Genomic DNA, 24,987 nt, shown 5'->3' on the forward strand with positions numbered 1-24,987 from the left:
CATACCCAAAGCAGAACCACTGCCACCCGGCAGATATCACATTGTGGATCGCCCGACAGGTGGCTGGAAGGTCGTTATTCGTACCGATCTCCACGATTTTGTTACCCGGCTGGCGTATGCCCGCTTTCCGTCTGGCCAAATAACGAATAGTCAGGCAGGTTGACGTTTTGATACAGTTCCCAGCCACCGCCCAGTGCTTTGTAAAGCGCCACAAGATCGAGGCTGCTTTGTACCCGCGCTGAAATCGCCTGCTGCTGCGCCTGACTGAGCTGGCGCTGCGCATCAAGTGCATCAATGAACGATGACTGTCCTTTAGCATAGCTATCGTTCGCCAGATTAAAGGCATTCTGGAAAGCACCCACCGTCTGATCCAATCCTTCCACCTGCTGTTGATCGGTACGATAGCTAATCAACGCATTTTCAACATCCTGCAAGGCACTCAGTACAGTCTGACGATAATACAGCGCCGCGCTGGCCTGTTCGGCACGCGCCATCTTCACCCCCGCAATCAGCCGTTCCCCCTGAAAGATGGGCACGGAAATCGACGGGCCCACGCTGTAAAAATGGCTACTCCAGTTGTCCAGATAGCTGATATCGGTATTGCGCATACCAAACTGGCCACTCAGGGAGATATCAGGGAAAAGCTGTGCCACGGAAACGCCAATGTTGGCCGTTGCTTCATGTAGCAGGGTTTCCGCCTGACGTATATCCGGTCGGCGACGCGCCAGGGTTGACGGCAGTCCGACCAGCACAATGTTGGGCAACGCAGGCATCGGGCGTGCAGCGCCCAGTTCCTTGTCCAGTGCACCGGGGGGCTGACCGGTCAGCACCGCCAGACCGTTCATCGCCTGGTGGATCTGTGCCTCGTATTGCGGCTGCTGGGCGCGTAAAGAACTAAGCTGGGCGCGGGCTTTTTCAACATCCAGCACGGGCACCAGACCATTTTTCTGTTGGCTCTCAGTAAGCGCCAGCGTCTGCTGCGCCATCTCAATCTGGTTCTGCAAAGTTTGGGTAATTGCCTGTGTACCGCGCAGTTGCAGCCAGGTACGAGCCACTTCTGCCTCAAGCGATACCAGCGCATCGTTACGACTTTCCAGAAAAGCCTGCTGCTGCGCGTCCGCCGCTTCAACCTGGCGGCGAACTTTGCCCCACAGATCCAATTCCCAGGACGCATCAAAACTGCTCTGATACAGTCCGACCGGTTTAGTCAGATCATACAGCGAGGAGCTTAACTGCGGGTTAGTCTGATTAACCTGTTGGTAGACACTTTGGGATTCCAGGATCCCTTTCAGCCCCATTTGCTGATGCTGTGCAGAAATTTTGTCGTTAATGGACGGCAGCCAGGCACCCCTTGCCTGGTTCAGCTGCTGGCGCGAGCCGGCAATACGTAATACCGCTTGTTGCAGACTCAGATTGCCTGCAATGGCTCGCTCAATCAGGTTGTCGAGTTGCGGATCGTTAAAAGATTTCCACCAGGCCGGGTTAACGGCCGTTGCCTGAGGTCTGGAGGCACGATCCAACGCCAGCGTGTTAAATGCTCCCGGCGTGGCGGGCGTCGGCGCGTGATAGTCAGGTCCAACCGAACAGGCCGACATCGCCAGGGTCGCGACCAGCAGCACGCTGATTCGCGAACACGCAATATAAGGAAAAACGTTCATGTCAGTGTGCTCCAGCACTGCCTTCGCTCTTGATTGGCGCAAGCAGTAAAAAAAAAGGAATAAGAATAAGTGCGATTATGCTGAAGCACATAAAAACATCGATATAGGCCAGAATGCGTGCCTGAGCGATCATCTGCTTGTAGATCTGCCCGGTGGCGATCGTCATCGGATCGCCCACTGCCGTAGTGAAGTCTCTGATGCCCTGCGCCCAACGCTCTACCGTCAGATTAAACGGCTCATTCAGCGGCGTCATATTGTGCACCATATGCGCACTGCGCACCTGCGCACGCTCGGTGAGCATCGCCGTGGAGAGTGAGATCCCAATGGAGCCCGCGACGTTACGACACATGGTGAACAGTGCTGACGCATCCGCATTCAGCCACTGCGGAATGGTCACAAAGGCAATGGTGGTCAGGGGCACAAATAAAAAACCCAGACCAATGGTTTGTGCACTGCGCATAAGGAGCAACGTGGTGAAATCGACATTTGGCGTCAGGGTCGCTGAGTACAGGAATGACAGAAACAGACAGGTGAAACCAAAGGCGATAATAAATCGCGTTTGCACCCATAGCATGAGTTTCAGCACCAGCGGGACAGACAGCACGATCAGCACCGCTCCGGGTGACAGCACCAGCCCTGACCAGGTGGCGGTATAGCCCAGGTCCTGCTGTGCCAGCTGTGGAATAACCACGGAGTTGCCGTAAAGAATCATCGCCATACCGGACATCAGGAGGCTGGCAACCCAGAAATTGCGGTCTTTCAGCACGTAGAGATCCACCACTGGTTTTTTGGCATACAGCAACCAGTAAATGGTGCCAATCAGACCCACCGCAGTGAGAACAGCAAAGGTGATAATAAACCGGGAATGAAACCAGTCATCATCCTCACCGCGATCCAACATCACCTGTAAGCAACCCAGTCCCAGCGTGATAAGACTGATGCCGATGTAATCAATCTTCAGTTTGCCTTTCGCCCATTTGCTCTCCCACGGCGGATCTTCCAGCAGCTGATAAATAGCGAGGACGCTGAAAATGCCCACGGGAATGTTGATAAAGAAAATCCAGCGCCAGCTGTAGTTATCGGTAATCCAGCCACCCAGCGTCGGACCGAGGATAGGCGCAACGATAATGGCAATGGAGGAGAGGCCAAAGGCTTTACCGCGATCTTCAGGTTTGAAATAGTCCAGCAGCACCGATTGCTGGACCGGCTGCAGACCGCCACCGAAGAACCCCTGAAGCACGCGGAACAGAATAATCTGCCAAAGCTCGGTGGCGATGCCACAGAGGAAAGAGCAGAGGGTAAACATTACAATACAGATCAGGAAAAATTGTTTACGGCCAAACAAACGACTGAAAAACGCCGAAATAGGCAGAACAATCCCATTCGCCACTAGGTAAGAGGTCAGAACCCAAGTTGATTCGTCGTAGCTGGCTGACAGCGAACCGGCAATGTGCGGCAGCACCACGTTAACAATAGTGGTGTCGAGGATCTCCATAAACACCGCCAGTGTGGCCGTCATGGCAACCAGCCACGGGTTGCTGGTCGACTGCCAGTTTTGGCTGTGACTCATTCAACCGCCACCTCAGGCTCGGCTGACAGCCCCAACGGCAATGGCCTGTTCGGGTCCAGTCCTTCATCAATAACGATTTTTACCGGTACGCGCTGCACAATTTTCACATAATTACCGGTAGCGTTTTCAGCGGGAAAAGTGGAAAAGCGCGAACCAGATCCCATCTGAATACTGTCAACATGGCCATGTAATTTTCTGTCAGGCCAGGCATCAATGGTTATCTCAACTTTGTTGCCCGGTTTCATACGAGAAAGCTGGGATTCTTTGAAGTTAGCGGTTATCCATGTGTCAGCAGAAACCAGTGAGAAAAGCGACGTACCGGCCTGTACCAGCGTTCCCATCTGCACATTGCGCCTGGTAACAAATCCGTCGTATGGCGCACGCACTTCCATCCAGGAAAGATTCAGATTTGCGATATTGAGCTGCGCCTGAGCCTGTTGAACCTGTGCCTGACGCGCTTCTACATTGGTTTTCTGCTGGCGAATTTGCAGCGCAATTTGTGAAGCCACTTCAACCCGGGCTTTCGCACTTTCCAGTTCGGCTTTCGCACTTCTTAACCGTGCGCTGGCAGCATCAATACTGCGTTGGGAAGTGGCGCGGGGATCAACACCACGCTGACGCTTGTAATCTTCCTGTGCATTAAGAAAGTCTGCCTCGGCTTTTGCCTGCTGTGCCAGCGCCTGATCTTTCTGTGCCGGATACTGCACTTCCGACAGGGACAGCTGCGACTCGGCCTGATGCCATTGTGACACTACGAGGGCGAGCTGCGCCTCGGCCTGGTCGCGCTGCGCCATAGCGTCGCGCGGATCGATGACCACCAGCAAATCACCCTTTTCCACCCGCTGGTTGTCGCGTACCAACAGTTGCGTAACGTAGCCAGAGGCCTTAGGTGCGATGGTAACCGCGTCGGCATCGGTAAACGCATCATCGGTGGATTCGATATTTCGGGTGCTCAACCAGAACCAGAGCGCAATAATCAAAACAATCACCACCACTATTGCCAGAATGACCAGCGGTTTTTTACCGGGACGTTGGCGTTCTGGTTGTTCAACATTGTCCTGCTGTTGCTGCTTATCATCAGGGTGGGAAGTTGATTGATTGTCCATAGTTCTCATTAGTTAGCTGTGGAGCCATGGCAGACCCGCAAATTTACACAGCAATAACAATAAGACGTAAACTGACAAAATCCAGCACTTCTTTACCGATCATCGGCATAATCCGGCTAGGCCGCATTCAATGCTAAAAGTAATCCCCATCCGACCAGCATCGCCCAGGCCAACATGGGTAAAGAATAGAGATGGAAATGCCACCAGATAGTACGGTCCTTCGCCATGCGTAGCGCAATCAGGTTCGCCAGCGATCCCGGTAGCAGGCCAAAACCACCAATGTTTACCGCCCAGGCCAGCAGTACACCAGCAGGCAGACTGTTTAATAGCAGAATGGTGGCCGGCACATTACTGATAACCTGTGAAAAACCAATAGCCACCAGGTAGTGTGCACCCGCCGATAATTGAGTAATTTGTTGTAGCAGATACACAAGCAGGGGTAATTTGGTCAGCAGATGTACATCCACGAACATGGCGATAAAGACCGCCAGCAGGCTCCAGTCAATTGTCAACAAGATGCGACGCGCCACAATAAACAATACGATAAATACCACCAGCAGCCCCCAGCCGGCGAATTGCAGCTCAAGAGCAGCAAGAAAAAGCACATACAGCAGCACGCTGACCAGCAGGAGTGGACGTTGCCAGGGTTGCGCAGAACCGTCGGAAGTACGCTCAATTGCACGGCGGGGGAAACAAACAAGGGTCAGCAGCAGCAGACTAATAACCAGTACTGCGGCCAGCGGCAGCATCTGCCAGATAAATCCGCCAAACCCGGTTCCCCCATGCTGCCACAGAAGAATATTTTGTGGGTTACCAACGGGTGTTAACAGCGAGCCCGCATTTACCGCGAGGGCTTCAAAGATAATTAAGCGGGAAAGCGGCAAGTCCGAATATTGCCGCAACGAAAGCGTCAACGGCACCAAAATAAACAGGGCAACATCATTGGTCAGAAAAGTGGAAAGCAACGCCGCAGCAGAAACAAAAAACAGCGCCAACCCGCGCTGAGAGTGAAAATGCTGAACCAGACGCTGCCCCAACACATCAAAGTAGCCGCTGGCTTCAATGCCCTTGGTAAGCATGAGTAGCCCACACAGCGTCATCATAGTCTGCCAGTCAACGGCACCGGGAAGCTCCGCCAGTGAAAATGGCGCAAAACAGGCCAGTAATAAGCCAAGTAACACTAATAAGTGCAGCAAACGGTCGTGTAGGAAGGATCTGAGCAATGTTGTCATACGGACTCACAAAAGTGGCGAACGTTATTGTCTGCTTTCATAAAACTGTTGAAAAATAGCGAGCGTTTCGTCACTGACGTGGTGCTCAAGCCCCTCAGCATCCCGACGGGCCGTATCCGGGCTGATGCCAAGGGCCAGCAAAAATGTTTCTACGATGTGATGGCGCTTGCGACTTTCTTCAGCCAGGGCTTCACCTTCGGCTGTTAAAAACACGCCACGGTAAGGCACCTGCTCAATCAATCCGCCGACAGCCAGCCTTTTCAGCATTTTCGCTACGGTAGGTTGGGAGACGCCAAGACGTGCCGCCATATCCACCTGACGCGCTTCGCCAAATTCGCGAATCAGGTCGGAAATAAGCTCAACATAATCATCAATCAGCTCCCGGCGATGCGCTTCACGCACCTGACGAAAACCTTCGACGTGTTCTTCTATGTCTTTAAGTGGTGTGGATACTACCGTTTTTGCGCGACGACTCATTCAGCTTCCTCATAATTTTCAATGACGTACAGACACAGCCGCATCAACCTGATGGTGCCACATTGTAAACGAAGCGCAAAGAAGCACAAATTTTCACACAATAGCACTGGCTATGAAATACAACCAGTGCTATACCTGTCGTTATAGTGAACGGAGGGTTTTGCCATGAACACGCCAATTTTACTGCAGCTGCTTTGCCGATCACCATTCACTCTGCGCCTTCAGCTGCTGGAGATGCTCACCAACAGGTCAGACAGGCCACAACGCAGCCATAAAAAAATCCGCCACTAAGAGCGGATTTTTTTGCCAGCAAAAGCTGGCAAATCGTCACAACTTAGAAGCTGTAACCTACGCCAGCGATCCAGGTGCCAACGTCAACACTGCGAATGCGGCTCTGCTCGTAACCAACGTCCAGAGCAACATTTTCGATGCCAGGATTAAACTGCAGGCCTGCACCATAGGAGAAGCCAACATCACTGGTGTCAGACTTGTTACGAGCGACACTGTTAGCCTGGAATTTACCGTAACCGATACCAACTACACCGTAGATGCTCGCCCAGTCATTCAGACGGAAAGCAGGGCCACCAGTCACACCGTAGTACTGAGCCTTGTTATAAACGCCAGCGTCAGTGTTGTTTTTTGCCGTATAGGTGAAAGAACCAATCCAACCCAGCGGGTTGCTGCCATCTTCGTAACGGTATTTCAGGTTGAAACCGTTGGCTTTGTTCATTTTACCCTGCATATCGCTCTGGGCATAGCCACCGGAAACAGTGCTCTGCGCCATTGCAGAACCAGCAGTCATAGCCAGTACACAGGCCAAAGCGGAAAGACATGCAATTTTTTTCATAACCACCTCAAATGTGAAAATACTTATTCTCCTGACAACTCTGAAAATATAACAAAACTCAGAAAGAAACTCTGCCCCGTTTTTGTTGTCCAAGGGAAAATTTCGTGTAACAGGACGTTAATGAAGTTTCGTATGTCATTATTTTAACTTATATTTTCAGTGTTCCCTTAAGGATTCCATTACAATGTAAAAAAATGTTCATCCAGATAATTCTTAATTATTACTGACACTTCTTTACGTTAAACGTTTCTTTTCTGACTTTTTTAACCGAACACTAAAAGTTTTGCTGTGCTCTCCGTTACACTGTAGACACTATTTCCGCTCGTGGACAAAAATAAGGTTGGTCTACAGGATGTTAACTTCTTCGCGCTCTCCGCTTTGGCTACCCGTGCTGGTTTTACTCATTTCCATGACCTCAATTCAGGGCGGCGCCGCACTGGCCAAGACGCTCTTTCCCCTGGTCGGCGCACCAGGCATCACCGCATTACGCCTGGGACTGGGCACTGCAATCCTTTGCGTTGTCTTCAAGCCCTGGCGCTTACGTTTTAGCCGCGAACAGTTTATTCCCCTTGTGTTGTATGGCGTTGCGCTGGGCAGCATGAATTACTCCTTTTATCTGTCAATACGCACGGTGCCGCTGGGCGTTGCTGTGGCACTCGAATTTTGCGGACCTTTGGCGCTGGCGCTGGCTGGTTCTCGCCGACCATTGGATTTTATCTGGATATTAATGGCGTTATCAGGATTATGGTTTTTACTGCCGCTGGGACAGAATATATACAGCGTTGACCCACAAGGCGCTTTTTTTGCCCTGCTCGCTGGCGGCTGTTGGGCGGTCTATATTCTGTGCGGCAAGCGTGCCGGCACCGGACACGGACCAGCAACTGTCGCTGCCGGCTCGCTGATCGCCTCGCTCATTTTTGTTCCCGTTGGATTGACCTGTGCCAACAGCAGCATCTGGAGCCTGTCGTTGCTTCCGACAGGAATAGCCATTGCATTGCTCTCCAGCGCACTGCCCTACTCGCTGGAAATGATCGCGCTTACCCGCCTGCCCGCCAGAATTTTCGGAATGTTAATGAGCCTTGAACCGGTGATGGCAGCGCTGTCAGGCATGCTGTTTTTGGGTGAGATGCTGTCAGCCGTTCAGTGGCTGGGACTACTGGGAGTAGTGATTGCCTCTGCAGGTTCAACGCTGACTATGCGCCCCTCAAAGAACAAAGTGGATTCTGTTAATCTGACACAGGGCTGACTCTGTGGTTTTACATAATCATCAGTAATGGGGCAGAAATTTAATTGCCTGATATTGATAATTAATCAAATTAACTACAATTTAAAAAAATCGGATTAACTGCCAAAAGTAGTGAAATAACGTTATCAATATTAAAATAATATTACTATTACGGCCCGCGAGGTGATAACCCTTATCATTACTGTTTTCGTCTGTAACCAATTCTCCTTTAATTTATAACATAAATGCGAAAATGGTTATTTGACTAATAGGCAGTAACTTTACGGCAATATTTTAGCGTGGTGCTATACTCTTCGCTCAGGTTTGAGGGCAACTTCTTTTTATGAGGAATAAATGATGAGTACCGCTAAACTGGTTAAAACGAAATCTTCTGATTTAATTTACACCCGTAACAACGTGGCAGATGACGAAAAACGCGCCACCATTGAGGTGCTCAACCGTCTGGTTACGGAATTTATCGATCTGTCCCTGATCACCAAGCAAGCCCACTGGAACATGCGTGGTGCCAATTTCATCGGCGTCCACGAAATGCTCGACGGCTTCCGCACCGCCATTACAGAACATCAGGACACCATCGCAGAACGAGTCGTTCAGCTGGGCGGCGTAGCGCTGGGAACCACTCAGGTCGTTAATGACAGAACACCGCTTAAAAGCTATCCACTGAATATTCATACCGTACAGGATCACCTTAAAGCACTGGCTGAACGTTATGCTGTTGTCGCAAACGATACTCGTAAGGCCATTAGCGAAGTGGAAGACGAAGACACCGCAGATATTTTTACCGCTGCATCGCGCGATCTGGACAAATTCCTGTGGTTTATTGAGTCCAATATTGAATAATATTTTTCATCCCGTTAAATCCGATACGTTTATCAGCAGCAGACGGTCCTTACCGTCTGTTTTTTTGTGGGTCATACTCCATTGTCCGGGCGTTTTATATCCCGCCCACGCTGATCCTATCCTCCTGTAATCAAGTTGTATTTATTCCCCCTCATGCTAAAACTTGATTGCGATGTAATAAACTTAGCCTGATACTTTTAGCTGCACATCGTTAGCCTTCATTAGAGACATTACGGTAAATTTGACTTAAAGTGCTGCTTTAAATATATTCCATAAACATGTCGTAAATTTTTCATATGGATGCTGATAGTTAATTGCCCACCGATCCTGCCCGTTATATAAGGATAAATAATGAGAACAATTGTTAAATTTTCTTTTGCTGCACTCACACTCGCTTTTGCCATTTCTTCCAGCGCAATAGAAAAAAAACTCGTCGTGGCGACCGATACGGCTTTTGTGCCTTTTGAATTTAAGCAGGAGGGTAAATATGTTGGTTTTGATATTGATTTGTGGGACGCAATTGCCCGGCAGCTCAATATCGACTATACGCTAAAACCAATGGACTTTAGCGGCATTATTCCTGCCCTGCAGACCCGCAATGTTGACGTGGCAATGGCTGGCATCACCATTACTGAACAGCGAAAAAAAGCGCTTGCGTTCTCAGACGGTTATTACAAAAGTGGCTTACAGGTAATGGTACAAGCTGATAACGATCAGATTAAAAGCATTGATGATTTGGATGACAAAGTCGTTGCCGTAAAAAGCGGTACCGGATCTGTTGACTATGCCAAACAACACATTAAAACGAAAGCGTTGCGTCAGTTCCCAAATATTGACAATGCCTATATGGAACTGGGAACGGGCCGCGCAGATGCCGTGCTGCATGATACGCCTAATATTCTCTATTTTATCCATACCGCAGGCAAAGGCCAGTTCAAGGCTGTTGGCAGTTCACTTGAGGCTCAGGAATACGGGATTGCGTTTTCTAAAGGTAGCGATGAGCTGCGTGAAAAAGTTAACGGCGCATTAAAAACTCTACGGGAAAACGGAACCTACGACACACTCTACAAAAAATGGTTCGGTGCTGAACCACAATAAAACAGTATCCCGATTTTGGCAGTGAAATAAACCAGCTTCTTACCCATAACGCAACAATTTTGAACCGGAGAAATAATAATGCAGTTTGACTGGAGCGCTATCTGGCCTTCGATTCCGGCCCTGCTAGAAGGTGCGAAGCTGACGCTGTGGATTTCAATCCTGGGCCTGATTGGTGGCTTGATTATTGGCCTGTTAGCCGGTTTTGCGCGCGCTTATGGTGGACGGATTTCCCGCAACGTCGCCCTGGTTTTTATCGAGTTAATTCGCGGCACACCAATTGTTGTTCAGGTTATGTTTATCTATTTTGCGCTGCCCATGGCATTTAACAACCTGAGAATAGATCCCTTCAGTGCCGCCGTGGTGACTATTATGATCAACTCCGGTGCTTATATAGCGGAAATCACCCGTGGTGCAGTTCTCTCCATAAACAGAGGTTTCAGCGAAGCTGGCCTGGCATTGGGCCTGTCCCGTCGTGAAACCCTTCGCTATGTGGTCATGCCATTAGCCTTACGCCGTATGTTGCCACCATTGGGTAATCAATGGATTGTCAGCATTAAAGACACCTCGCTGTTTATTGTGATCGGGGTAGCCGAGCTGACCCGTCAGGGTCAGGAAATTATCGCCGGTAACTTCCGTGCGCTCGAAATATGGAGCGCTGTCGCCGTTATCTATCTCATTATCACTCTGGTTTTGAGTTTTGTTCTCCGCCACATTGAAAGAAGGATGAAAATCCTGTGATTGAATTTAAAAATGTTTGTAAGCATTTTGGCCCAACTCAGGTGCTGCATAATATCGATCTGACCATCAACCAGGGTGAAGTGGTGGTGATTATCGGCCCATCGGGTTCCGGAAAATCCACATTATTGCGCTGCATTAACAAACTGGAAGAAATTACCAGCGGTGAACTGATTGTCGATGGACTGGTGGTTAACGATCCCAAGGTCGATGCGCGTCTTATCCGTCAGGAAGCCGGCATGGTGTTCCAGCAATTTCATCTTTTTCCGCAGATGACCGCTCTGGACAACGTGGCTTTTGGACCCATTCGCGTGCGTGGTACGAAGAAAGAGGACGCACACCGACTGGCGAAAGCGCTGCTGGGTAAAGTCGGTTTAGCTGAACGCGCCCATCATTTTCCCTACGAATTATCAGGTGGGCAGCAACAGCGTGTCGCCATTGCCAGAGCGCTGGCAGTGAAGCCAAAAATGATGTTGTTCGATGAACCCACGTCCGCCCTCGATCCCGAATTACGCCATGAAGTGCTAAAGGTGATGCAGGATCTGGCAGAAGAAGGCATGACGATGGTGATCGTCACTCATGAAGTTGGTTTTGCTAAGAAAGTTTCATCCAGGCTGATCTTTATCGATAAAGGGCGTATTGCAGAAGACGGCCACCCGGATCGATTGATTGACACTCCTACAAGTGATCGGCTACGCGAATTTTTACAGCACGTCTCTTAACCGGACAACATGACCGGACTTGAATCTGAAAATATTTCAGCAGGTCAGAACGTCAAACTATCAGCTCGAATAAAAAACGACAGATTATCTGTGTCCGCAGTGCGCCACAGATAACTGATTATCAAAATAAATGATGTACAACTTGTCAGGTACAAACACAAATCAGGCCGGCATTGCCCTGCAAGATAACACGGCCATTTTTTAAATGAGTTTTACAGGAAATGTTTTTGATCGCATCCCACAGGGCATTTCAATAAAAAGTTCCGCTTCGTGTTGTAATATTCAACATTAAAGAAAACAGGGCATACGACGATCTCGCCAGCAAAGAGTGGCGTTCATATTGCTGCTCGCCATAGCTCTGTTTGCCCGATAAATGCTCAGTGTTTCACTGAATGCCACCAGCCGTACCATCGCCAACCAGCAGGAATTATTGCTAAATGCCTTTGCGCTTATCGAGTTATTTAAAGCCATTTTGCGGCTACTGTTTTGCCCGCGCTACCCGCAACTGCGCTTCTTTCACCTGCCGGATAGCCGCGCCCGCTAATGGAACATAGCGCCCTTACAGGGCGAGCGTCACGGCTCTGCCGTTCCGAGGGTGTTCATGACCGGCTCACAGCTTTATACTCTGCGGTATGTTAATTTCTCAGGAAATCATTCACATGGCCCGTAGCAAAGCCCCCAGAAAGCGTAAACCCACGCCCTCGTCCCGACGCGCTATACCCGGATATCCTAAGCGTTTTCTGGTGTCCATTCCGCCCCGGAGCGATTATGACGACCCCGACGAGTTTTTTACGACACTCCGCAGGATGCCATTCGTCACTGTGTCCACCTGGGGCCACAGTTTTTCCTCGATACACACTTCGACCCGCCTCTCGTCTGCATCATCCGCGGCTTTGAGCCGCCTGACTCACCCGACGGCGATGTCGTCCTTGAGTCCATGCCAGCCGATGTGTTTATTATCGCCACAGAATCCGGCATGCTGCCGGTGACCTTCGCTCCCTGGGATAAACACACCGACAACTGGGCCGATGACTGTGACGACTGGCACTATAATACCGGTGCCACTGCAGAGCGATAATCCGCCGCATGTATATCCCGCGCCCGGCAAAACTGCTGTTCACCACTGATGACGCCTGGAACCGGTATATGGATAAACACGGGGACACCCTCAGCCCCTGGACCGTACTCTGCGTCGAGCGCATGCTCGCCTGCGGCACTGCTGCCATGGGGGTGAAGCGATACTGCTGCGCCTCCCCGGACTGCACCCACACCCGCTTCTTCTGCCAGACCTGTAAATCAAAAGGCTGCAGCTCCTGCGGACATAAGGCCACGGAGCAGTGGATTACAGAGCAACAGCAAATTCTGCCCGACTGCGACTGGCAGCATATCACCTTCACCATGCCCCATCTGCTGTGGCCCTTTTTCAACAATAACTGGCCTCTGCTCAATGCCCTGTTCCGCGCAGCCACCCGCGCCATGCTCCGCTGGGCCAGAAAACAGGGTGTGGAAGTCGGTATCTTCTGCGCCCTGCACACCTACGGTCGCCAGCTCAACCAGCATCCCCACATTCATCTCTCCGTCACCCGCGGCGGGCTTGATATTAAACACGGCGTATGGCGCGACCTCTTCTTTAAAAAGCATGCCGTGGAGGAAATCTGGCGCGGAGCCGTCATCCGGCTGCTGCGCCACAGCTATGACCTGATTAACCCCGGCAGGCTGCCGGGGCTGGGGCATATCCACGACAAAAAACAGTGGCTGCGCTATCTGCAGGCGCAGTACGGGCGCCGCTGGAAGGTCCACTTCGCGAAGAAGACCCGGGGGGCCTGGCGGAGCGTCAAATATCTGGGCCGGTACCTGAAACGGCCCCCCGTGTCGGCGGCGAAGCTGAGGCACTACAGCGGCGGCGCGGTGGTGCACCACTATTACGACCACCGTACGCAGCAGTACCGGCAGCAGACGCTGACGCAGGAAGATATGATCGGACGTTATATCAGCCATATCCCGGCGAAGCATTTTAAGATGGTGCGTTATTACGGTTTTTTATCAAACCGTAAACGGGGTAGCCTGCTGCCGAAGGTGTATGAAGCCCTGGAGATGGAAGCGCGGAAAAAACCGGAGAAGCCCGGCTTCGCCGCGCTGATGAAAGAATTTCTGCGCACGGATCCGTACAAATGCATTCTGTGCGGCAACCGACTGCGCTTCAGCAGTGCGCAGGCCGGGAGGCACGCGTCGGAGTTGGTGGCAGAAAGACTGCATAACATCGACCGGAAACGATGGCTTCTGGCACAGACTGCGGGATAAGTGCGTCTGAAAAACAGCTTTCAGGTTAAAAACGCGCCGCAAATGCCATTTTATGACCATAACGTTCCCGATGGCACATCATTACTGCATTACAGACACTGCTGCTCATGGTCAGGAAATTTTTAAAACGATGATTCAGTTTCCTAACCATGAACAACCGACTTAGCTGGCTGAACAATCTGATAGGATATGGCCTGTTAGTCATCGTACCCGTCGTTTCCAATCAGATTAATATGCAGGTAGTCTCGCCAGTTAACATGTTGCTAATGGCGCTGATCACTATTTGAGCACTCTGCTTAATTTTCAGCAATCGCCAGAGCATACAGCTCGAACTTAACCTTCAGGCAGGCCCCTCGATGCGCTTTTTTGCCCTGTTTATTCGGGCCTTTGCGATGGTCTGGCACTGGCTGGGCAGCGCCTGTCGCACTGTTTGTTTTATCGGTGTTTAACCCCGGCAACAACCTTAACTTTATGATGCTGGCTACCGTACACACGCTGGCTATTATCGGCATCGGCGCACGGGTATCAGGGATCCTTACGCGCCGGACTGGCAAAACCGTCCTTCTCTCGCCCGATTTTCGGCGTAATTACCCTGAGAGGCTTAACGGCTGGCTATCCGTCATACTTAAGATGGTAAGATCCCTCACCGTATTGGCCATTTATTTACTGTTGCTCAATGCATGGAAGCTGTTTAATTTATGGCAGTGGCTTACTCAAGGTGCCGGAGTGAAATTCGTCGATATTGTGATTTGCATTGTGGTTATCCTGTTCTTCTCCGCCGTGGGCTGGACGCTACTTGCCAGCCTGATTGAAAACGGCCTTGCTTCCGACTCCCACGGCAGGCCGATGCCCAGCGCACGCCCCCGCATGCTACTGACACTATTTTGCAATGCGCTGCTGGTCATTATCAGCAGCATTACCATCATGATTTTACTTTCTGAAATCGGGGTAAATATTGCGCCCCTGCTGGCCAAGGCCAGGGCCGGTGCGCTGGGGTGGCGGTTTCCTTTGGCTCACAGACGCTGGTCAAAGACATCATCAACGGCATTTTTATCCAGTTCGAGAACGGCATGAATACCGGCGATCTGGTCACCATTGGCGCAGTCACCGGCACGGTGGAACGCATGTCGATTTGATCGGTTGGCGTCCGGCAGGATACCGGCGCTTATCACATTATTCCGTGCTCTTCGATTACTACCTTTGCCAATTTTATGCGGAGAATTGGTTCCTGTGTCGCCAATTACGATGTGGAGCACAGCGAGGACAGCAGCAGAGTCAACACCACGATACAGGCAGCAGTGGATGAACTCATGCAGGACAGCGACATCCGTGGAATGGTCATCGGCGAGCCGTCGTTTGCAGGACTGGTCGGGCTGACCAACCAGGGTTTTACCGTACGCGTTTCCTTTACTACCCAGCCGCTGAAGCAGTGGACGGTACGTTTTGCGCTGGACAATATGGTGAAAAAGCGTTTTGACGCGGCAGGGATTAAAGCGCCTCACCAGACCGTACAGGTGATGCAGAGCGGCCAGGAGGTGGGCGGTGCCGCTGGCCGCACTGCCCGCCGCCAATTAGCACCGTGACATCTGCTGCTAACGCTGCGGCTGTTGCAGAAAGGTCCAGGCAATAAAACGGCTCTGCTTCTGGCCCTGTGCCATATCCACCGTGCGCACTGCGACAGCGCCAGCCTGTTCCAGCGCCCGCCATAAATCAGGCAGGTTTTCCCTGCGTGACACCAGCGAGGTGAACCAGATGCACTGGCGGGCAACGAGCACACTTTCAGCAATCATCCGGCTGATAAAGGCTTTTTCACCGCCTTCGCACCAGAGTTCATCCTGCTGGCCGCCGAAATTGAGTGGGGCGCGGCTGTCCAGCCCCAAATTGCGGACTTTACGCTGGCTCCCTTCTCTCGCATCGCTGGCGGAGGCGTGAAACGGCGGGTTGCACATGACCGCGTGATAATGCTCATTTTTATGAACAATGCCGTTGAATATTGCCTGTGGATCTTTTTGTCGGCGCAGGCGCACCTGACGAGCCAATCCGGGGTTGGCGGCGATAACCGAGGTGGCTGAACGCATCGCAGCCTCATTCACTTCGCTGCCTGTGAAACGCCAGCCATATTCATACTGGCCAATCAGCGGATAGATGCAGTTTGCGCCACAGCCAATATCCAGCACGTTAATGTTGCGTGGCACCTGCGATTTGTTATCTTCTGCAAGCAGATCGGCCAGATAATGAATATAATCAGCACGGCCCGGCACGGGCGGACAAAGAGAACCATCGGGAAGGGTCCAGTGTGCAATTTGATAGAAATGACGAAGCAGCGCCTGATTCAGCACCCTCACCGCGGCCGGATTGGCAAAGTCCACCGACTCATCGCCACAGGCATTGACTGAGACAAATTCCACTAGCGCCGGGTGGCTGGCGATAAGTGCAGCAAAGTCATAGCGACCGCGATGGCGGTTACGGGGATGGAGTTGCATTTTTTCGAGGGTGTTTTTCATGGGCGGCTCTCTTATCGGCAGGCACGTAAGATACCTGCTGCTCAGGCAATCGTAAATCATTGTGACTTCATCGTGCTCCGGCGGCAAACGCCGGGGTAAATCCACAGGCTCAGGAGCCGCTATGACTTCGTCTCGCTATGTTTATCAACCCCGTCTTGGTCACGGTCTCCCTCACGATCCGCTAAACGCTATTATTGGCCCGCGGCCAATTGGCTGGATCAGCTCACAGAACGACCGGGGCTGCCGTAATCTGGCTCCCTACAGCTTCTTCAACTGTTTCAACTATCAGCCACCAATTATCGGTTTCGCCAGCCAGGACTGGAAAGACAGCGTGGCAAACATTGCGCAAACCAAAGAGTTTGTCTGGAATCTGTCCACGCGCGATCTGGCAGTGGCGATGAACGAAAGTTCAGCGAGCGTACCTCATGACGAAGACGAGTTTTTACTGGCCGGGGTCACGCCTCTCCCCGCCAGCCTGATTAATGTCAGCATAGTGGCCGAAAGTCCGGTCAATTTTGAATGCCGTCTGAGCCAGCTTATTCAGTTACAGGATGCGGCTGGCAAGCAACTGGATCAATGGCTGGCACTGGGAGAAGTCGTGGTGGTTCACATTGATAACAGCCTGCTTGCAGAAGGAGTGTATCAGACGGCCAGGGCCAGACCGATTCTGCGTGCCGGTGGCCCCAGCGCCTACTACGGCATCAGCGAAGAACTGCGTTTCGATCTGGTACGCCCCGATGCACGACATTAAGCAATAATCACTTTTTTGCCAGGGTTGTACGCGGCTGCACCGGGCTTTTTTGCTATGATGTTCGTTCTTTCAAAACAGTCATGAAGCGATCAATGAAACGAATAGCCATCGATATGGATGAAGTCATTGCCGATTTTCATCCCAAAATGCTTGCCACCCTTAACCAACATTTTGGGGGTGAGCTGAACCCTGGCGATCTGAATGTGTTCAGTCTGCAGGGCCTGCAACCGGAAAAGGTACAGCAGATTCTGGCGCTGATTAGCCACCCGGATTTTTTTGCCGATCTTGCAGTCATGGCCGACAGCCAGAGAGTCATCAGCGCCCTGAGTGAACGATACGATATCTTTATCACCACCGCTGCCATGGAGATCCCCAGCTCGTTTAACGCCAAGTTTCAGTGGCTACAACAGCATTTCCCGGCAATAAAACCCGCGAACATCGTCTTTTGCGGCAACAAGGGAATTATCAATGCTGACTATATGATTGACGATAACATTATAAATTTTAAAGATTTTTGTGGTGAAGGCATCCTTTATTCAGCGCCACACAATCGACACATAACGGGTTATCAGCGGGTGGACAACTGGCAGGATATTGCCAGCCTGCTGCTGTAATCAGGCGGTCTCAGAACAGGTTTTCTGCTGGCTTTATCATGTAAAAGCCAGCCTCGTTTATGACGGCAGCGAGGTTAATTATTTGTCGCCTGGTTCGTGTATCCTTAAACAAACAGATAGCATAAAGCTATCCCGTCCCATCCCCACTCACCGCAAGCGTAATCAGACGTTTTTCCTGCACGCACGGTGCCAGAAAATTCAGGTAACACGCAGCCTGCCCTTAATGAAACCGCAGATCGATACAAGATATGGTGAGTGGATCATGAGCATCTTCAACGCTAACCAAAGTGGCGATGATCTCTCTGGCATTCCCGCCAGCCACCAGGGCGATGCAATTTTATGACTGCCCTGATTCGGTGCCAGCACCTGTGGAACAGCAGGTATCTTTTCCTGCGCCCCGCCCCCGCCTGCGACCCCCTGTCACAGCACGCATTGCTTTTTACCGCCCCAGCTGACTCTGACCGGGACTGGCATAACGGCATCTCGCCGGACTGCCTTTTTATAAAATGGTATGCGACGACAAGCTGAAACGCCCTGTGGCAGCTGGTCGATAACACCTGGACGGCGGTTCGGTCTCATCATTTGAACGTAAACATGATAAAGGAGACTAAATAACTGTTCCAAATACGCGACACCTGAACGAGCTGGTTATAAATTAACCGATTCGTTCAGGTGAATTTAATACCCTGGTATGCCTGCATTCCATGCCAGTCATGAGGAACGGCTTATATGGCAAGGCCAGATACAAAGTGAAGCACAATCAGGAACGCTTATTTAGTGCCGACTGGCCCTTGCGCTATATCGCTGGGGGCGCTATCCGAGCCAGCCTGAATGGGACGCGCAGCTGCCGTGGTACTGCTGACCATGCGTCGACTACGGCACGCAGGTTGTGATACTGCAAACGATGAAGGGGTGCCATACCACACGCTGCTAACGACAAAATAATCCTGCTGGCACGGCAACTCTCTTTTCATGCCCGTCGACCTGCAATCACTGCCACTTTCTATGCTATTTTATAACTCTTGTTGTCATCAACAGCCGCCCGAAAAGGAGAGGATATGACCATTCCCGTTTCGCTGATTGAAGAGGCTATCAGCTGGCGCAGAGCGTTTCATGCTCAACCCGAGCTAGGCTATCAGGAACATGTTACCTCGCGTCGGGTTGCCGAATTGCTGCACAGCTTTGGACTTCAGGTGCATACCGGGCTGGCCGGAACCGGCGTGGTGGGGGCACTGAAAAACGGTCCCGCCCCAACCATCGGTTTTCGTGCCGACATGGATGCCCTGCCAATCACAGAGCGAAGTGATGCACCGTGGCGCTCTTCTCAGCCCGGTGTAATGCATGCCTGCGGCCATGACGGCCATATGGCGATGCTGCTGGCTGCAGCCCGCCACCTTACTACCACCCGCTGTTTTAGCAGCACCCTGCAGTTTGTATTTCAGCCCGCCGAAGAGAATCTCGGCGGTGCGCAGAAAATGGTGGCTGACAGCCTGTTTGAACGTTTTCCTATGGATGCCATTTATGGCATCCACAACTGACCGGGGCTGCCAGTTGGCCATCTTGCTGTTAACAGCGGTGCGATGATGGCCTCGCTGGACGCTTTTTCCATCACCTTACGCGGTAAAAGCTGTCATGCGTCCATGCCGGAGAACGGTGCAGATCCTGTTGTTGCCGCCGCACAGCTGATGCTCGCGCTGCAAACCATTCCTGCACGACGCCTGTTTCCGCTGGCTTCTGCGGTGGTCAGCATTACGCAAATTAACGGCGGCGAAGCCATTAACGTTATCCCGGAAGACATGGTGTTGCGCGGCACGCTTCACTGCCTGCAAAGCGATGTGCGGGTGAAGGTCCGCAAAATGATTGACGAGTTTTTCACCGATCTGACCGCGCCGTTGGGGATCGTCGGTAATATCACTTACCTGACCGATTACCCGGTAACCTGCAACCACGCCGCAGAAGCAGAAAAGGTCAAAAACTGCGCACTGGCACTGTTGCCTGCCGGGCAGGTCCACTGGGAAGTTAATCCCTCTATGGCCTCAGAGGACTTTGCCTGTATGCTGGAAGCCTGCCATGGTGCTTATTTCTGGATAGTGCCGATAGCACAACCCCTTCCCGCCCGCTGCATAATGCCTATTACGATTTTAATGATGACATTATCGCAGAAGGCGTGGCCTTGTGGACAGGGCTGGCAGAACAGTTGTTACCTCTGAAACAAGCACCTCAGCCATGACGCGGCGAAAACATCACAGTATGAAATTGCAGGGATAACGCAATGAAGCAGCATTGCCCCGGTAGAACCAGAAAAAGCGTAGCGTCTGATCAACCACGGCCCCACTATTTTACTTTCCGCACGGCACGATGGCTGTGACAATGTGATGGCCGCTGCCTGGGCCAGCGGACTGGATTTCTCTCCGCCGAAACTCACCATGGTGATCGATAAAATCTCCAAAACCCGCCAGCTGGTTGAGGCCAGCGGTATGTTTGTTATTCAGGTGCGCCAGACAAGCTGACCGACTGCGGCGTGAAGCTGTTCAGTTTTGACAGTTTTGACTTGCCCTTTGTCGGCGGCTGCACGGCACGGCTGGCCTGCTGATTGCGGAACCCACAATCAGCAGGTGCACGACCTTTTTATTGGCGAGGTGTTGGGTGCCTGGGCAGATACTCGCGTGTTCAGCGGCGGCCACTGGCATTTTGAACGCACGGCCCCGCCGCTGCGCAGCCTGCACTATGTGGCAGGCGGGCAATTTTATGCCACGGATGAATCGGTGAACGTGCTGACGGTTTCTGAGGAAAAATTGAAATAAGCCGCGCGGAAAAGGCGTAAGCGGCGGCACCCTGTGGACCACAACGCGCCAGCGGTAAGGTAGAGAAAACATAAGGTGCAGCCCTTTCGGCGCTACACTTCTTCACGCCGCTTTAAGCACAGGTTTAATACCCCTGTGCCGACAGCATTGCCAACCCTGCTTCCACGCTTTGTACAAGGCCAGTGGACATGTAGCAACAGGCAATCTGCAAACGCAACGACTGAGGGACAGCCACCTCATGTCGCAGGCAGCGGGTAATCCATGCAGCGGTGGTCTGCGCATCTTTTGCTTCTGGCAAGCCGTCCGGGGGCAGAGTATCATCGGGCTGACGTGCCAGCAGAACCTGCGGTTCCGCACCAGCAATCAGACTAATGGAAGGACAGCGCTGCGGGCTGGCGTAAACCTCCCCCTCCGTACCGTTCAGCAGCAACGCCCGCCCACCAATACGCCGAAAGAACGCGCCTACGCGAGGAATATATTCGGGGTGAGACACGCAGGAAAGGCGCAGTGCTGCATCTTCTGCGAAGGGCGTAAGCAGTTTCGCCAGAGTGTGCGCACTGTTGCGCACCCCCATGCGCCAGCGCAGAGCCAGCTGTTTTTCCAGCGGCGGACAAAGTGAACCAACCGGGATAAACACCAGCTCACCGCGTTCAAGCCGGGCCTGTGCTTCTTCTGCAAAGGTCACCGGCGGTATACTGAGTTCAGCAAAAATCGTTTCGCTGGTCACCCGCGTGGGATCGTCACTGACGCCATGCACCAGCACCGGAAAACCTGATGTCGACAGCAGCAGCGCCAGCAGCGGAGTCAGATTTCCCTGCTTGCGCGCACCATTGTAACTGGGGATAACAATCGGCATTGGCAAACCAACAGGCGGGGTGAGCTGCAACACCCGTTCCTGCATCGCCTGGTAAAATCCCGGCATCTCCTCTTCCCCTTCGCCTTTTATGCGCAGAGCAATCAGGATGCTGCCCATTTCAAGTTCGGGGACGGCACCGTCCAGCAGGCAATGATAAAGCTGGTATGCGGTGTTGATATCCAGATCGCGTGCGTGATTTTTTCCGCGCCCGACTTCTTTGATAATTTTTTTGTATTCCATCATCTTACTCAGTTAGAAAATGCGTGACGGGTTTAGCGTCGTCGTTTCGTCGCAACTTTTTTTACTGCTGCAGCCTCTGACGCGACAGGCAGCTCGCCTTCCGGCAGCAGTGGCTGCTCGATGGGAAACACTGGCAGCGCACCCAGCAGCCTTGCGCCATAACCTTTGCTCAGTAAACGCCGATCATAAATCACTATTTCACCATAACATTCGTTGCTACGAATCAGCCTGCCGACCTGCTGAATCAAATTGAAAGAGGCGCTCGGCAGGCTTTGCACCTCAAAAGGATAGCGCTTCAGGCTTTTCAGCCATTCACCTTCGGTCAAAATCACCGGACTGTCCACCGGCGGAAAAGCAATTTTATGGATATGCACCTGCGAGAGCAGCTCACCTTTTAAATCCAGGCCTTCCGCAAAAGACTGAAGCCCTACCAGAATACTGGTTTCGCCCTGCTCCACCCTTTTTCGGTGCAGCACGATCAGCGCAGAGCGCGGCTTATCTCCCTGCACCAGCATAGCCAACCGCAGTTCGGGCAGGTAAGCGATAAACTGCTGCATCGCCCGACCGCTGGCAAACAGCACCAGAATACCTTTATGCGCCGCCATTCGCATTTGCGCACGAAAAAAATGTGCCATTTCAGCAAGATGAGAAGATTCACTTGCCAGTATTGGTTCATAACGCATCTGCGGAATAATCAGTTTGCCCTGTTTGATATGATTAAAAGGGGAATCCAGCGCCACAAAGCGATCCCCTGCTTTTTCACTCAGCCCGGACATTTCCTGCAGATGCTGGAAGCTGCTCAGGGAACGCAGCGTGGCCGAGGTCAGTACCACATGGGGGATTTTACGCCACAGCAGTTTTTCCAGCTGTTCGCTGACGCGGATCCCCGCGCAGTGTAAAGTCAGATGTTCCATTCCCTCCCGCATATCCCGTTTGACCCATTTGGAAACGGGTGCCCCAGAGGCCTGCTCCAGCGCCGCCAGTCGCCACAGCTTACTGCTGGCCTCAAACCAGCCTAAAGCACGGTTCATCTGTTGTAACAGCGTACGGTGCAGTCGGACCACGTCGAACTGACCGGACTTATCGCTCAGATCGTTAACCAGCGCTTCCGCCAAGCCGCGCAGCGCGTCAAAGTATTTGAACAAGGTGCCGCACAGCGGCTGTACCGCCTCCGGCAGTCGCCCCATTTCAAAGCGATGTTCCCCTTCCTGGTGCCCCGGCGGCAGAAGCTGTATAAGGATCTGCGACAGCTGCTGCATCTGTTCATGTACATCATCACAGTGCGCCTTTAGTCGCTCAGGCTGACTCAAGCCTGGGGGCCTTTTGGGCCGGAACTGCGCCATACACTGCTCCACCAGTTTAGCGAACAGATCCAGCTGGACGCCGATCCAGCCCGGGGTGATCTCCCCGCTGACCTCAAGGGCATCCCGCGCCACATCAGGCAGGTGATGCCCTTCATCCACCACCAGCAACAAATTTTTAGCCGGGGGCAGCACCGAGTCCGTTTCCAGCGCAGCCATCACCAGCGCATGATTAGCTACCACCACATCAGCCTGTTCAATTTCACGCCGCGCCACAAAGAACGGGCATTCACGAAACCAGTGACAGTTGCTGCCAAGACAGTTGGCTTTGTCGGTGCTGAGGCGCTGCCAGAGCGAATCTTCTATCGTCTCTTCGCAGTGATCGCGCAGACCATCCCACTGGTAACGATTGAGATCCTCTTCCAGACGCGTGCACCGCGCCCGTTCATCCTTGCTGGCCGTCATCGTGTCATCAAGAAACAGCAGGAAAACACCCTGTTTTTCTTCGTCCTTTGCCAGTGCGGAAAGGTTGCGTGGGCAAATATAGCGCCCACGACCAAAGGCAGCGGTAAAGCGTAAGTCAGGAATAATCTTCTGCAGCAGCGGCAGATCCTTGCGGTAAATCTGATCCTGCAATGCCACATTGGCGGTACTGACCACCAGCGGCTTTTCTTCAGCACGACAGACCGCAATGCCGGGAATCAGATAGGAGAGCGTTTTACCCACGCCAGTGGGTGCCTCAATCGCCAGATGGCGCCCCGCGTCCCCTGCCAGGGTTTTTGTCACTTCAGCAATCATCTGCCGCTGCGGTGAACGGGAAATAAAATCCGGGATCTGCTGCTGAAGAGCTTTGTACCAGCCAGCAATTTGCGCTTTCAACGCAGTATTCAGCGCCATACAAACCACTTTTCACTAAAATGGTTTGTATTTTTACACAGTATCTGGTCGACGTCAGCCTGTTACGTGTAATCTTTCGGGCTGATTCGCAATTTAGCCATAACGCAAAATACACAACTCAGCGTTTAACCATTGCGCTTAACAGAAATAACCAGAGCCTGCGGGGCTAATGCAGCTAACCACCGTTTTACTGGTTGCAAAATGGGGACAGTGTCACTTATATCGTTCCGAAAAGAATTGGCCAACAGCGTCATTACACCCAATCAGGCACACACCCAGCCACAGCGGTCAACCGGAGAGACAGCAGGCAATACAGACAGATATCACTGTGGTTAAATAAGCCATCAGAATTGGAAAAGCCGGCGCATGGGCCATTCTGCCGGGGCTGGTTTCATCCTGCCGCAGCGAACAGCATCGGAAGCAGCAGACCGCGCTCACAGAAATCACTGCGTTCAGGTCAGCAGTTGAAAGGGGCGCTGCCCGCTACAGTAATCAGAAGGAATATCCCATGCCGATAGTAAATCCGCTCATTGTGTAGTTCTTGCCCTGAATTTTTCCCCGGGTACCTTCGTAACCGAGATCGACAACCAGATAATCAACCGGGTTAATTTGCAGCCCTCCACCCCAGGCGAAATTGGTGGTGTGCTTCATCATGTAGAGATTATCGTCTCCGGCATAGGGACGCCTGAGCGAATCATCTCGTAAAGGCGAATAGCTTACCTGAGCATTATTCACCCCGACCAGACCATAGAGACTAACGTGACGATTGATACGGTAAGCCGGACCAACCAACATGCTGGTGGTTTTCACCCGGACACTGTTTTTAACCACAACACCATTGCTGCTGGTGGCATCGTAAGGATCGCTGCCTGAAACAAAACTAAAAGAGCTAATCAGACCGTATCTTTCATCGAATTCATAGCGGTATTTCAGGTTAATACCCGCAAAATGGTTAAATCCACTCACTTCCTGATAAGCATAACCCGCGGAAAGGGAATGGGTTTCCGCCTGTGCGAATCCCGAGAGCAAAGCGGCAACCAGCGCCGCCACTGAAAGCGTCTTCAACATATGCAATATCCTTATTCGTTCATCCATTCCTTCGGACTGCATTCAGCCCGAAATCTACCCGCCAGCACGTTAAACGCCGCGCGGGAACTTTAGGGAAGATACCTGCTTAACACAATGGCT

The 24,987-nt window shown here is 52.1% G+C and carries 20 protein-coding genes and 4 pseudogenes; 14 read left to right on the top strand and 10 right to left on the bottom strand.

Annotated elements, in window-relative coordinates; all coding sequences use genetic code 11:
• The first annotated feature begins 1 nt into the window (after position 1).
• Positions 2-163 (top strand): DUF2778 domain-containing protein, encoded by a 162-nt coding sequence (locus LU633_RS15955; RefSeq protein WP_232426824.1) that lies wholly within the window; start codon positions 2-4, stop codon positions 161-163.
• Here LU633_RS15955 and LU633_RS15960 read toward each other — a convergent pair.
• The 6 genes from LU633_RS15960 to ompX form a co-directional block, all read right to left on the bottom strand.
• The gene (locus LU633_RS15960) at positions 102-1,658 is read right to left on the bottom strand and encodes an efflux transporter outer membrane subunit (RefSeq protein ID WP_016189722.1); all 1,557 of its coding nucleotides are present in this window, start codon (positions 1,656-1,658) and stop codon (positions 102-104) included. The genes LU633_RS15955 and LU633_RS15960 overlap by 62 nt on opposite strands.
• Position 1,659: 1 nt before the next feature.
• The gene (locus tag LU633_RS15965) at positions 1,660-3,228 is read right to left on the bottom strand and encodes a DHA2 family efflux MFS transporter permease subunit (protein WP_016189723.1); all 1,569 of its coding nucleotides are present in this window, start codon (positions 3,226-3,228) and stop codon (positions 1,660-1,662) included.
• Complete coding sequence (locus LU633_RS15970) at positions 3,225-4,334, bottom strand: HlyD family secretion protein (RefSeq protein WP_016189724.1); 1,110 nt, start codon at positions 4,332-4,334, stop codon at positions 3,225-3,227. Before LU633_RS15970 ends, LU633_RS15965 begins: the two co-directional genes overlap by 4 nt.
• A 116-nt stretch (positions 4,335-4,450) precedes the next feature.
• On the bottom strand, positions 4,451-5,566 hold the full coding sequence (locus LU633_RS15975) for an SLC13 family permease (RefSeq protein WP_040465283.1): 1,116 nt from the start codon (positions 5,564-5,566) through the stop codon (positions 4,451-4,453).
• Positions 5,567-5,590: 24 nt separating this feature from the next.
• Positions 5,591-6,043 (bottom strand): manganese-binding transcriptional regulator MntR, encoded by a 453-nt coding sequence (gene mntR / locus LU633_RS15980; protein WP_016189726.1) that lies wholly within the window; start codon positions 6,041-6,043, stop codon positions 5,591-5,593.
• 334 nt (positions 6,044-6,377) lie between these two features.
• Positions 6,378-6,890 carry an outer membrane protein OmpX gene (gene ompX, locus LU633_RS15985; protein WP_016189727.1) on the bottom strand — a complete coding sequence of 171 codons (513 nt, stop codon included), beginning with the start codon at positions 6,888-6,890 and terminating at the stop codon, positions 6,378-6,380.
• A gap of 352 nt (positions 6,891-7,242) precedes the next feature.
• Here ompX and rhtA point away from each other — a divergent pair, with 352 nt between their 5' ends.
• From rhtA to ybiO, 9 genes and pseudogenes are all read left to right on the top strand, one after another.
• Entirely contained in the window at positions 7,243-8,136 is an 894-nt protein-coding gene (gene rhtA, locus LU633_RS15990) for a threonine/homoserine exporter RhtA (RefSeq protein WP_016189728.1), read from the top strand.
• Between the two features lie 336 nt (positions 8,137-8,472).
• Complete coding sequence (dps, locus tag LU633_RS15995) at positions 8,473-8,976, top strand: DNA starvation/stationary phase protection protein Dps (protein WP_016189729.1); 504 nt, start codon at positions 8,473-8,475, stop codon at positions 8,974-8,976.
• A 351-nt stretch (positions 8,977-9,327) separates the two neighbouring features.
• Positions 9,328-10,074, top strand: a complete 747-nt coding sequence (gene glnH / locus LU633_RS16000) for a glutamine ABC transporter substrate-binding protein GlnH (protein ID WP_016189730.1) — start codon at positions 9,328-9,330, stop codon at positions 10,072-10,074.
• A 78-nt stretch (positions 10,075-10,152) separates the two neighbouring features.
• Complete coding sequence (gene glnP / locus LU633_RS16005) at positions 10,153-10,812, top strand: glutamine ABC transporter permease GlnP (RefSeq protein ID WP_016189731.1); 660 nt, start codon at positions 10,153-10,155, stop codon at positions 10,810-10,812.
• A complete protein-coding gene (glnQ, locus tag LU633_RS16010; RefSeq protein ID WP_016189732.1) occupies positions 10,809-11,531 on the top strand; it encodes a glutamine ABC transporter ATP-binding protein GlnQ in 723 nt (240 codons plus the stop codon). Before glnP ends, glnQ begins: the two co-directional genes overlap by 4 nt.
• Before the next feature lie 337 nt (positions 11,532-11,868).
• Positions 11,869-12,069 (top strand): annotated as a pseudogene (locus tag LU633_RS16015) (hypothetical protein); the annotation flags it as partial.
• 399 nt (positions 12,070-12,468) lie between these two features.
• Complete coding sequence (locus LU633_RS16020; protein ID WP_161796965.1) at positions 12,469-12,609, top strand: hypothetical protein; 141 nt, start codon at positions 12,469-12,471, stop codon at positions 12,607-12,609.
• A gap of 8 nt (positions 12,610-12,617) precedes the next feature.
• Entirely contained in the window at positions 12,618-13,832 is a 1,215-nt protein-coding gene (locus LU633_RS16025) for an IS91 family transposase (RefSeq protein WP_046371879.1), read from the top strand.
• A 152-nt stretch (positions 13,833-13,984) separates the two neighbouring features.
• Positions 13,985-15,415, top strand: a pseudogene (gene ybiO, locus LU633_RS16030) (mechanosensitive channel protein); the annotation flags it as partial.
• Between the two features lie 9 nt (positions 15,416-15,424).
• On the opposite strand, the gene rlmF reads toward ybiO, so the two are convergent.
• Positions 15,425-16,336 carry a 23S rRNA (adenine(1618)-N(6))-methyltransferase RlmF gene (gene rlmF / locus LU633_RS16035; protein WP_016189735.1) on the bottom strand — a complete coding sequence of 304 codons (912 nt, stop codon included), beginning with the start codon at positions 16,334-16,336 and terminating at the stop codon, positions 15,425-15,427.
• 121 nt (positions 16,337-16,457) lie between these two features.
• Between rlmF and LU633_RS16040 the strand changes: the two genes are divergently transcribed.
• The 4 genes and pseudogenes from LU633_RS16040 to LU633_RS16055 all read left to right on the top strand — a co-directional run bounded on the left by LU633_RS16040 (position 16,458) and on the right by LU633_RS16055 (position 20,505).
• Entirely contained in the window at positions 16,458-17,087 is a 630-nt protein-coding gene (locus LU633_RS16040; protein WP_016189736.1) for a flavin reductase family protein, read from the top strand.
• A 92-nt stretch (positions 17,088-17,179) separates the two neighbouring features.
• Positions 17,180-17,701 (top strand): 5' nucleotidase, NT5C type, encoded by a 522-nt coding sequence (locus LU633_RS16045; protein WP_016189737.1) that lies wholly within the window; start codon positions 17,180-17,182, stop codon positions 17,699-17,701.
• 1,058 nt (positions 17,702-18,759) lie between these two features.
• Positions 18,760-19,931: pseudogene (locus LU633_RS16050) on the top strand (M20 aminoacylase family protein).
• 85 nt (positions 19,932-20,016) lie between these two features.
• Positions 20,017-20,505, top strand: a pseudogene (locus LU633_RS16055) (flavin reductase family protein).
• 124 nt (positions 20,506-20,629) lie between these two features.
• Here the strand turns inward: LU633_RS16055 and ybiB are convergent.
• From ybiB to LU633_RS16070, 3 genes are all read right to left on the bottom strand, one after another.
• Positions 20,630-21,601, bottom strand: coding sequence for a DNA-binding protein YbiB (gene ybiB / locus LU633_RS16060; RefSeq protein WP_016189741.1), 972 nt, complete (start codon positions 21,599-21,601; stop codon positions 20,630-20,632).
• A 32-nt stretch (positions 21,602-21,633) separates the two neighbouring features.
• On the bottom strand, positions 21,634-23,799 hold the full coding sequence (dinG, locus tag LU633_RS16065) for an ATP-dependent DNA helicase DinG (protein ID WP_016189742.1): 2,166 nt from the start codon (positions 23,797-23,799) through the stop codon (positions 21,634-21,636).
• Between the two features lie 492 nt (positions 23,800-24,291).
• On the bottom strand, positions 24,292-24,867 hold the full coding sequence (locus LU633_RS16070) for an Ail/Lom family outer membrane beta-barrel protein (RefSeq protein WP_016189743.1): 576 nt from the start codon (positions 24,865-24,867) through the stop codon (positions 24,292-24,294).
• Between the last annotated feature and the right edge of the window lie 120 nt (positions 24,868-24,987).

Origin of the sequence: Erwinia tracheiphila, from assembly GCF_021365465.1 — a bacterium.
In the GTDB taxonomy this organism is placed as follows: Bacteria; Pseudomonadota; Gammaproteobacteria; order Enterobacterales; family Enterobacteriaceae; genus Erwinia; species Erwinia tracheiphila.

Bases quoted from the DNA above. Each gene is read 5' to 3' on its own strand.
- LU633_RS15960 (WP_016189722.1), bottom strand. From the start codon at position 1,658: ATGAACGTTTTTCCTTATATTGCGTGTTCGCGAATCAGCGTGCTGCTG.
- LU633_RS15965 (WP_016189723.1), bottom strand. From the start codon at position 3,228: ATGAGTCACAGCCAAAACTGGCAGTCGACCAGCAACCCGTGGCTGGTT.
- LU633_RS15970 (WP_016189724.1), bottom strand. From the start codon at position 4,334: ATGGACAATCAATCAACTTCCCACCCTGATGATAAGCAGCAACAGCAG.
- LU633_RS15975 (WP_040465283.1), bottom strand. From the start codon at position 5,566: ATGACAACATTGCTCAGATCCTTCCTACACGACCGTTTGCTGCACTTA.
- mntR (WP_016189726.1), bottom strand. From the start codon at position 6,043: ATGAGTCGTCGCGCAAAAACGGTAGTATCCACACCACTTAAAGACATA.
- ompX (WP_016189727.1), bottom strand. From the start codon at position 6,890: ATGAAAAAAATTGCATGTCTTTCCGCTTTGGCCTGTGTACTGGCTATG.
- rhtA (WP_016189728.1), top strand. From the start codon at position 7,243: ATGTTAACTTCTTCGCGCTCTCCGCTTTGGCTACCCGTGCTGGTTTTA.
- dps (WP_016189729.1), top strand. From the start codon at position 8,473: ATGAGTACCGCTAAACTGGTTAAAACGAAATCTTCTGATTTAATTTAC.
- glnH (WP_016189730.1), top strand. From the start codon at position 9,328: ATGAGAACAATTGTTAAATTTTCTTTTGCTGCACTCACACTCGCTTTT.
- glnP (WP_016189731.1), top strand. From the start codon at position 10,153: ATGCAGTTTGACTGGAGCGCTATCTGGCCTTCGATTCCGGCCCTGCTA.
- LU633_RS16020 (WP_161796965.1), top strand. From the start codon at position 12,469: ATGCCAGCCGATGTGTTTATTATCGCCACAGAATCCGGCATGCTGCCG.
- LU633_RS16025 (WP_046371879.1), top strand. From the start codon at position 12,618: ATGTATATCCCGCGCCCGGCAAAACTGCTGTTCACCACTGATGACGCC.
- rlmF (WP_016189735.1), bottom strand. From the start codon at position 16,336: ATGAAAAACACCCTCGAAAAAATGCAACTCCATCCCCGTAACCGCCAT.
- LU633_RS16040 (WP_016189736.1), top strand. From the start codon at position 16,458: ATGACTTCGTCTCGCTATGTTTATCAACCCCGTCTTGGTCACGGTCTC.
- LU633_RS16045 (WP_016189737.1), top strand. From the start codon at position 17,180: ATGAAACGAATAGCCATCGATATGGATGAAGTCATTGCCGATTTTCAT.
- ybiB (WP_016189741.1), bottom strand. From the start codon at position 21,601: ATGGAATACAAAAAAATTATCAAAGAAGTCGGGCGCGGAAAAAATCAC.
- dinG (WP_016189742.1), bottom strand. From the start codon at position 23,799: ATGGCGCTGAATACTGCGTTGAAAGCGCAAATTGCTGGCTGGTACAAA.
- LU633_RS16070 (WP_016189743.1), bottom strand. From the start codon at position 24,867: ATGTTGAAGACGCTTTCAGTGGCGGCGCTGGTTGCCGCTTTGCTCTCG.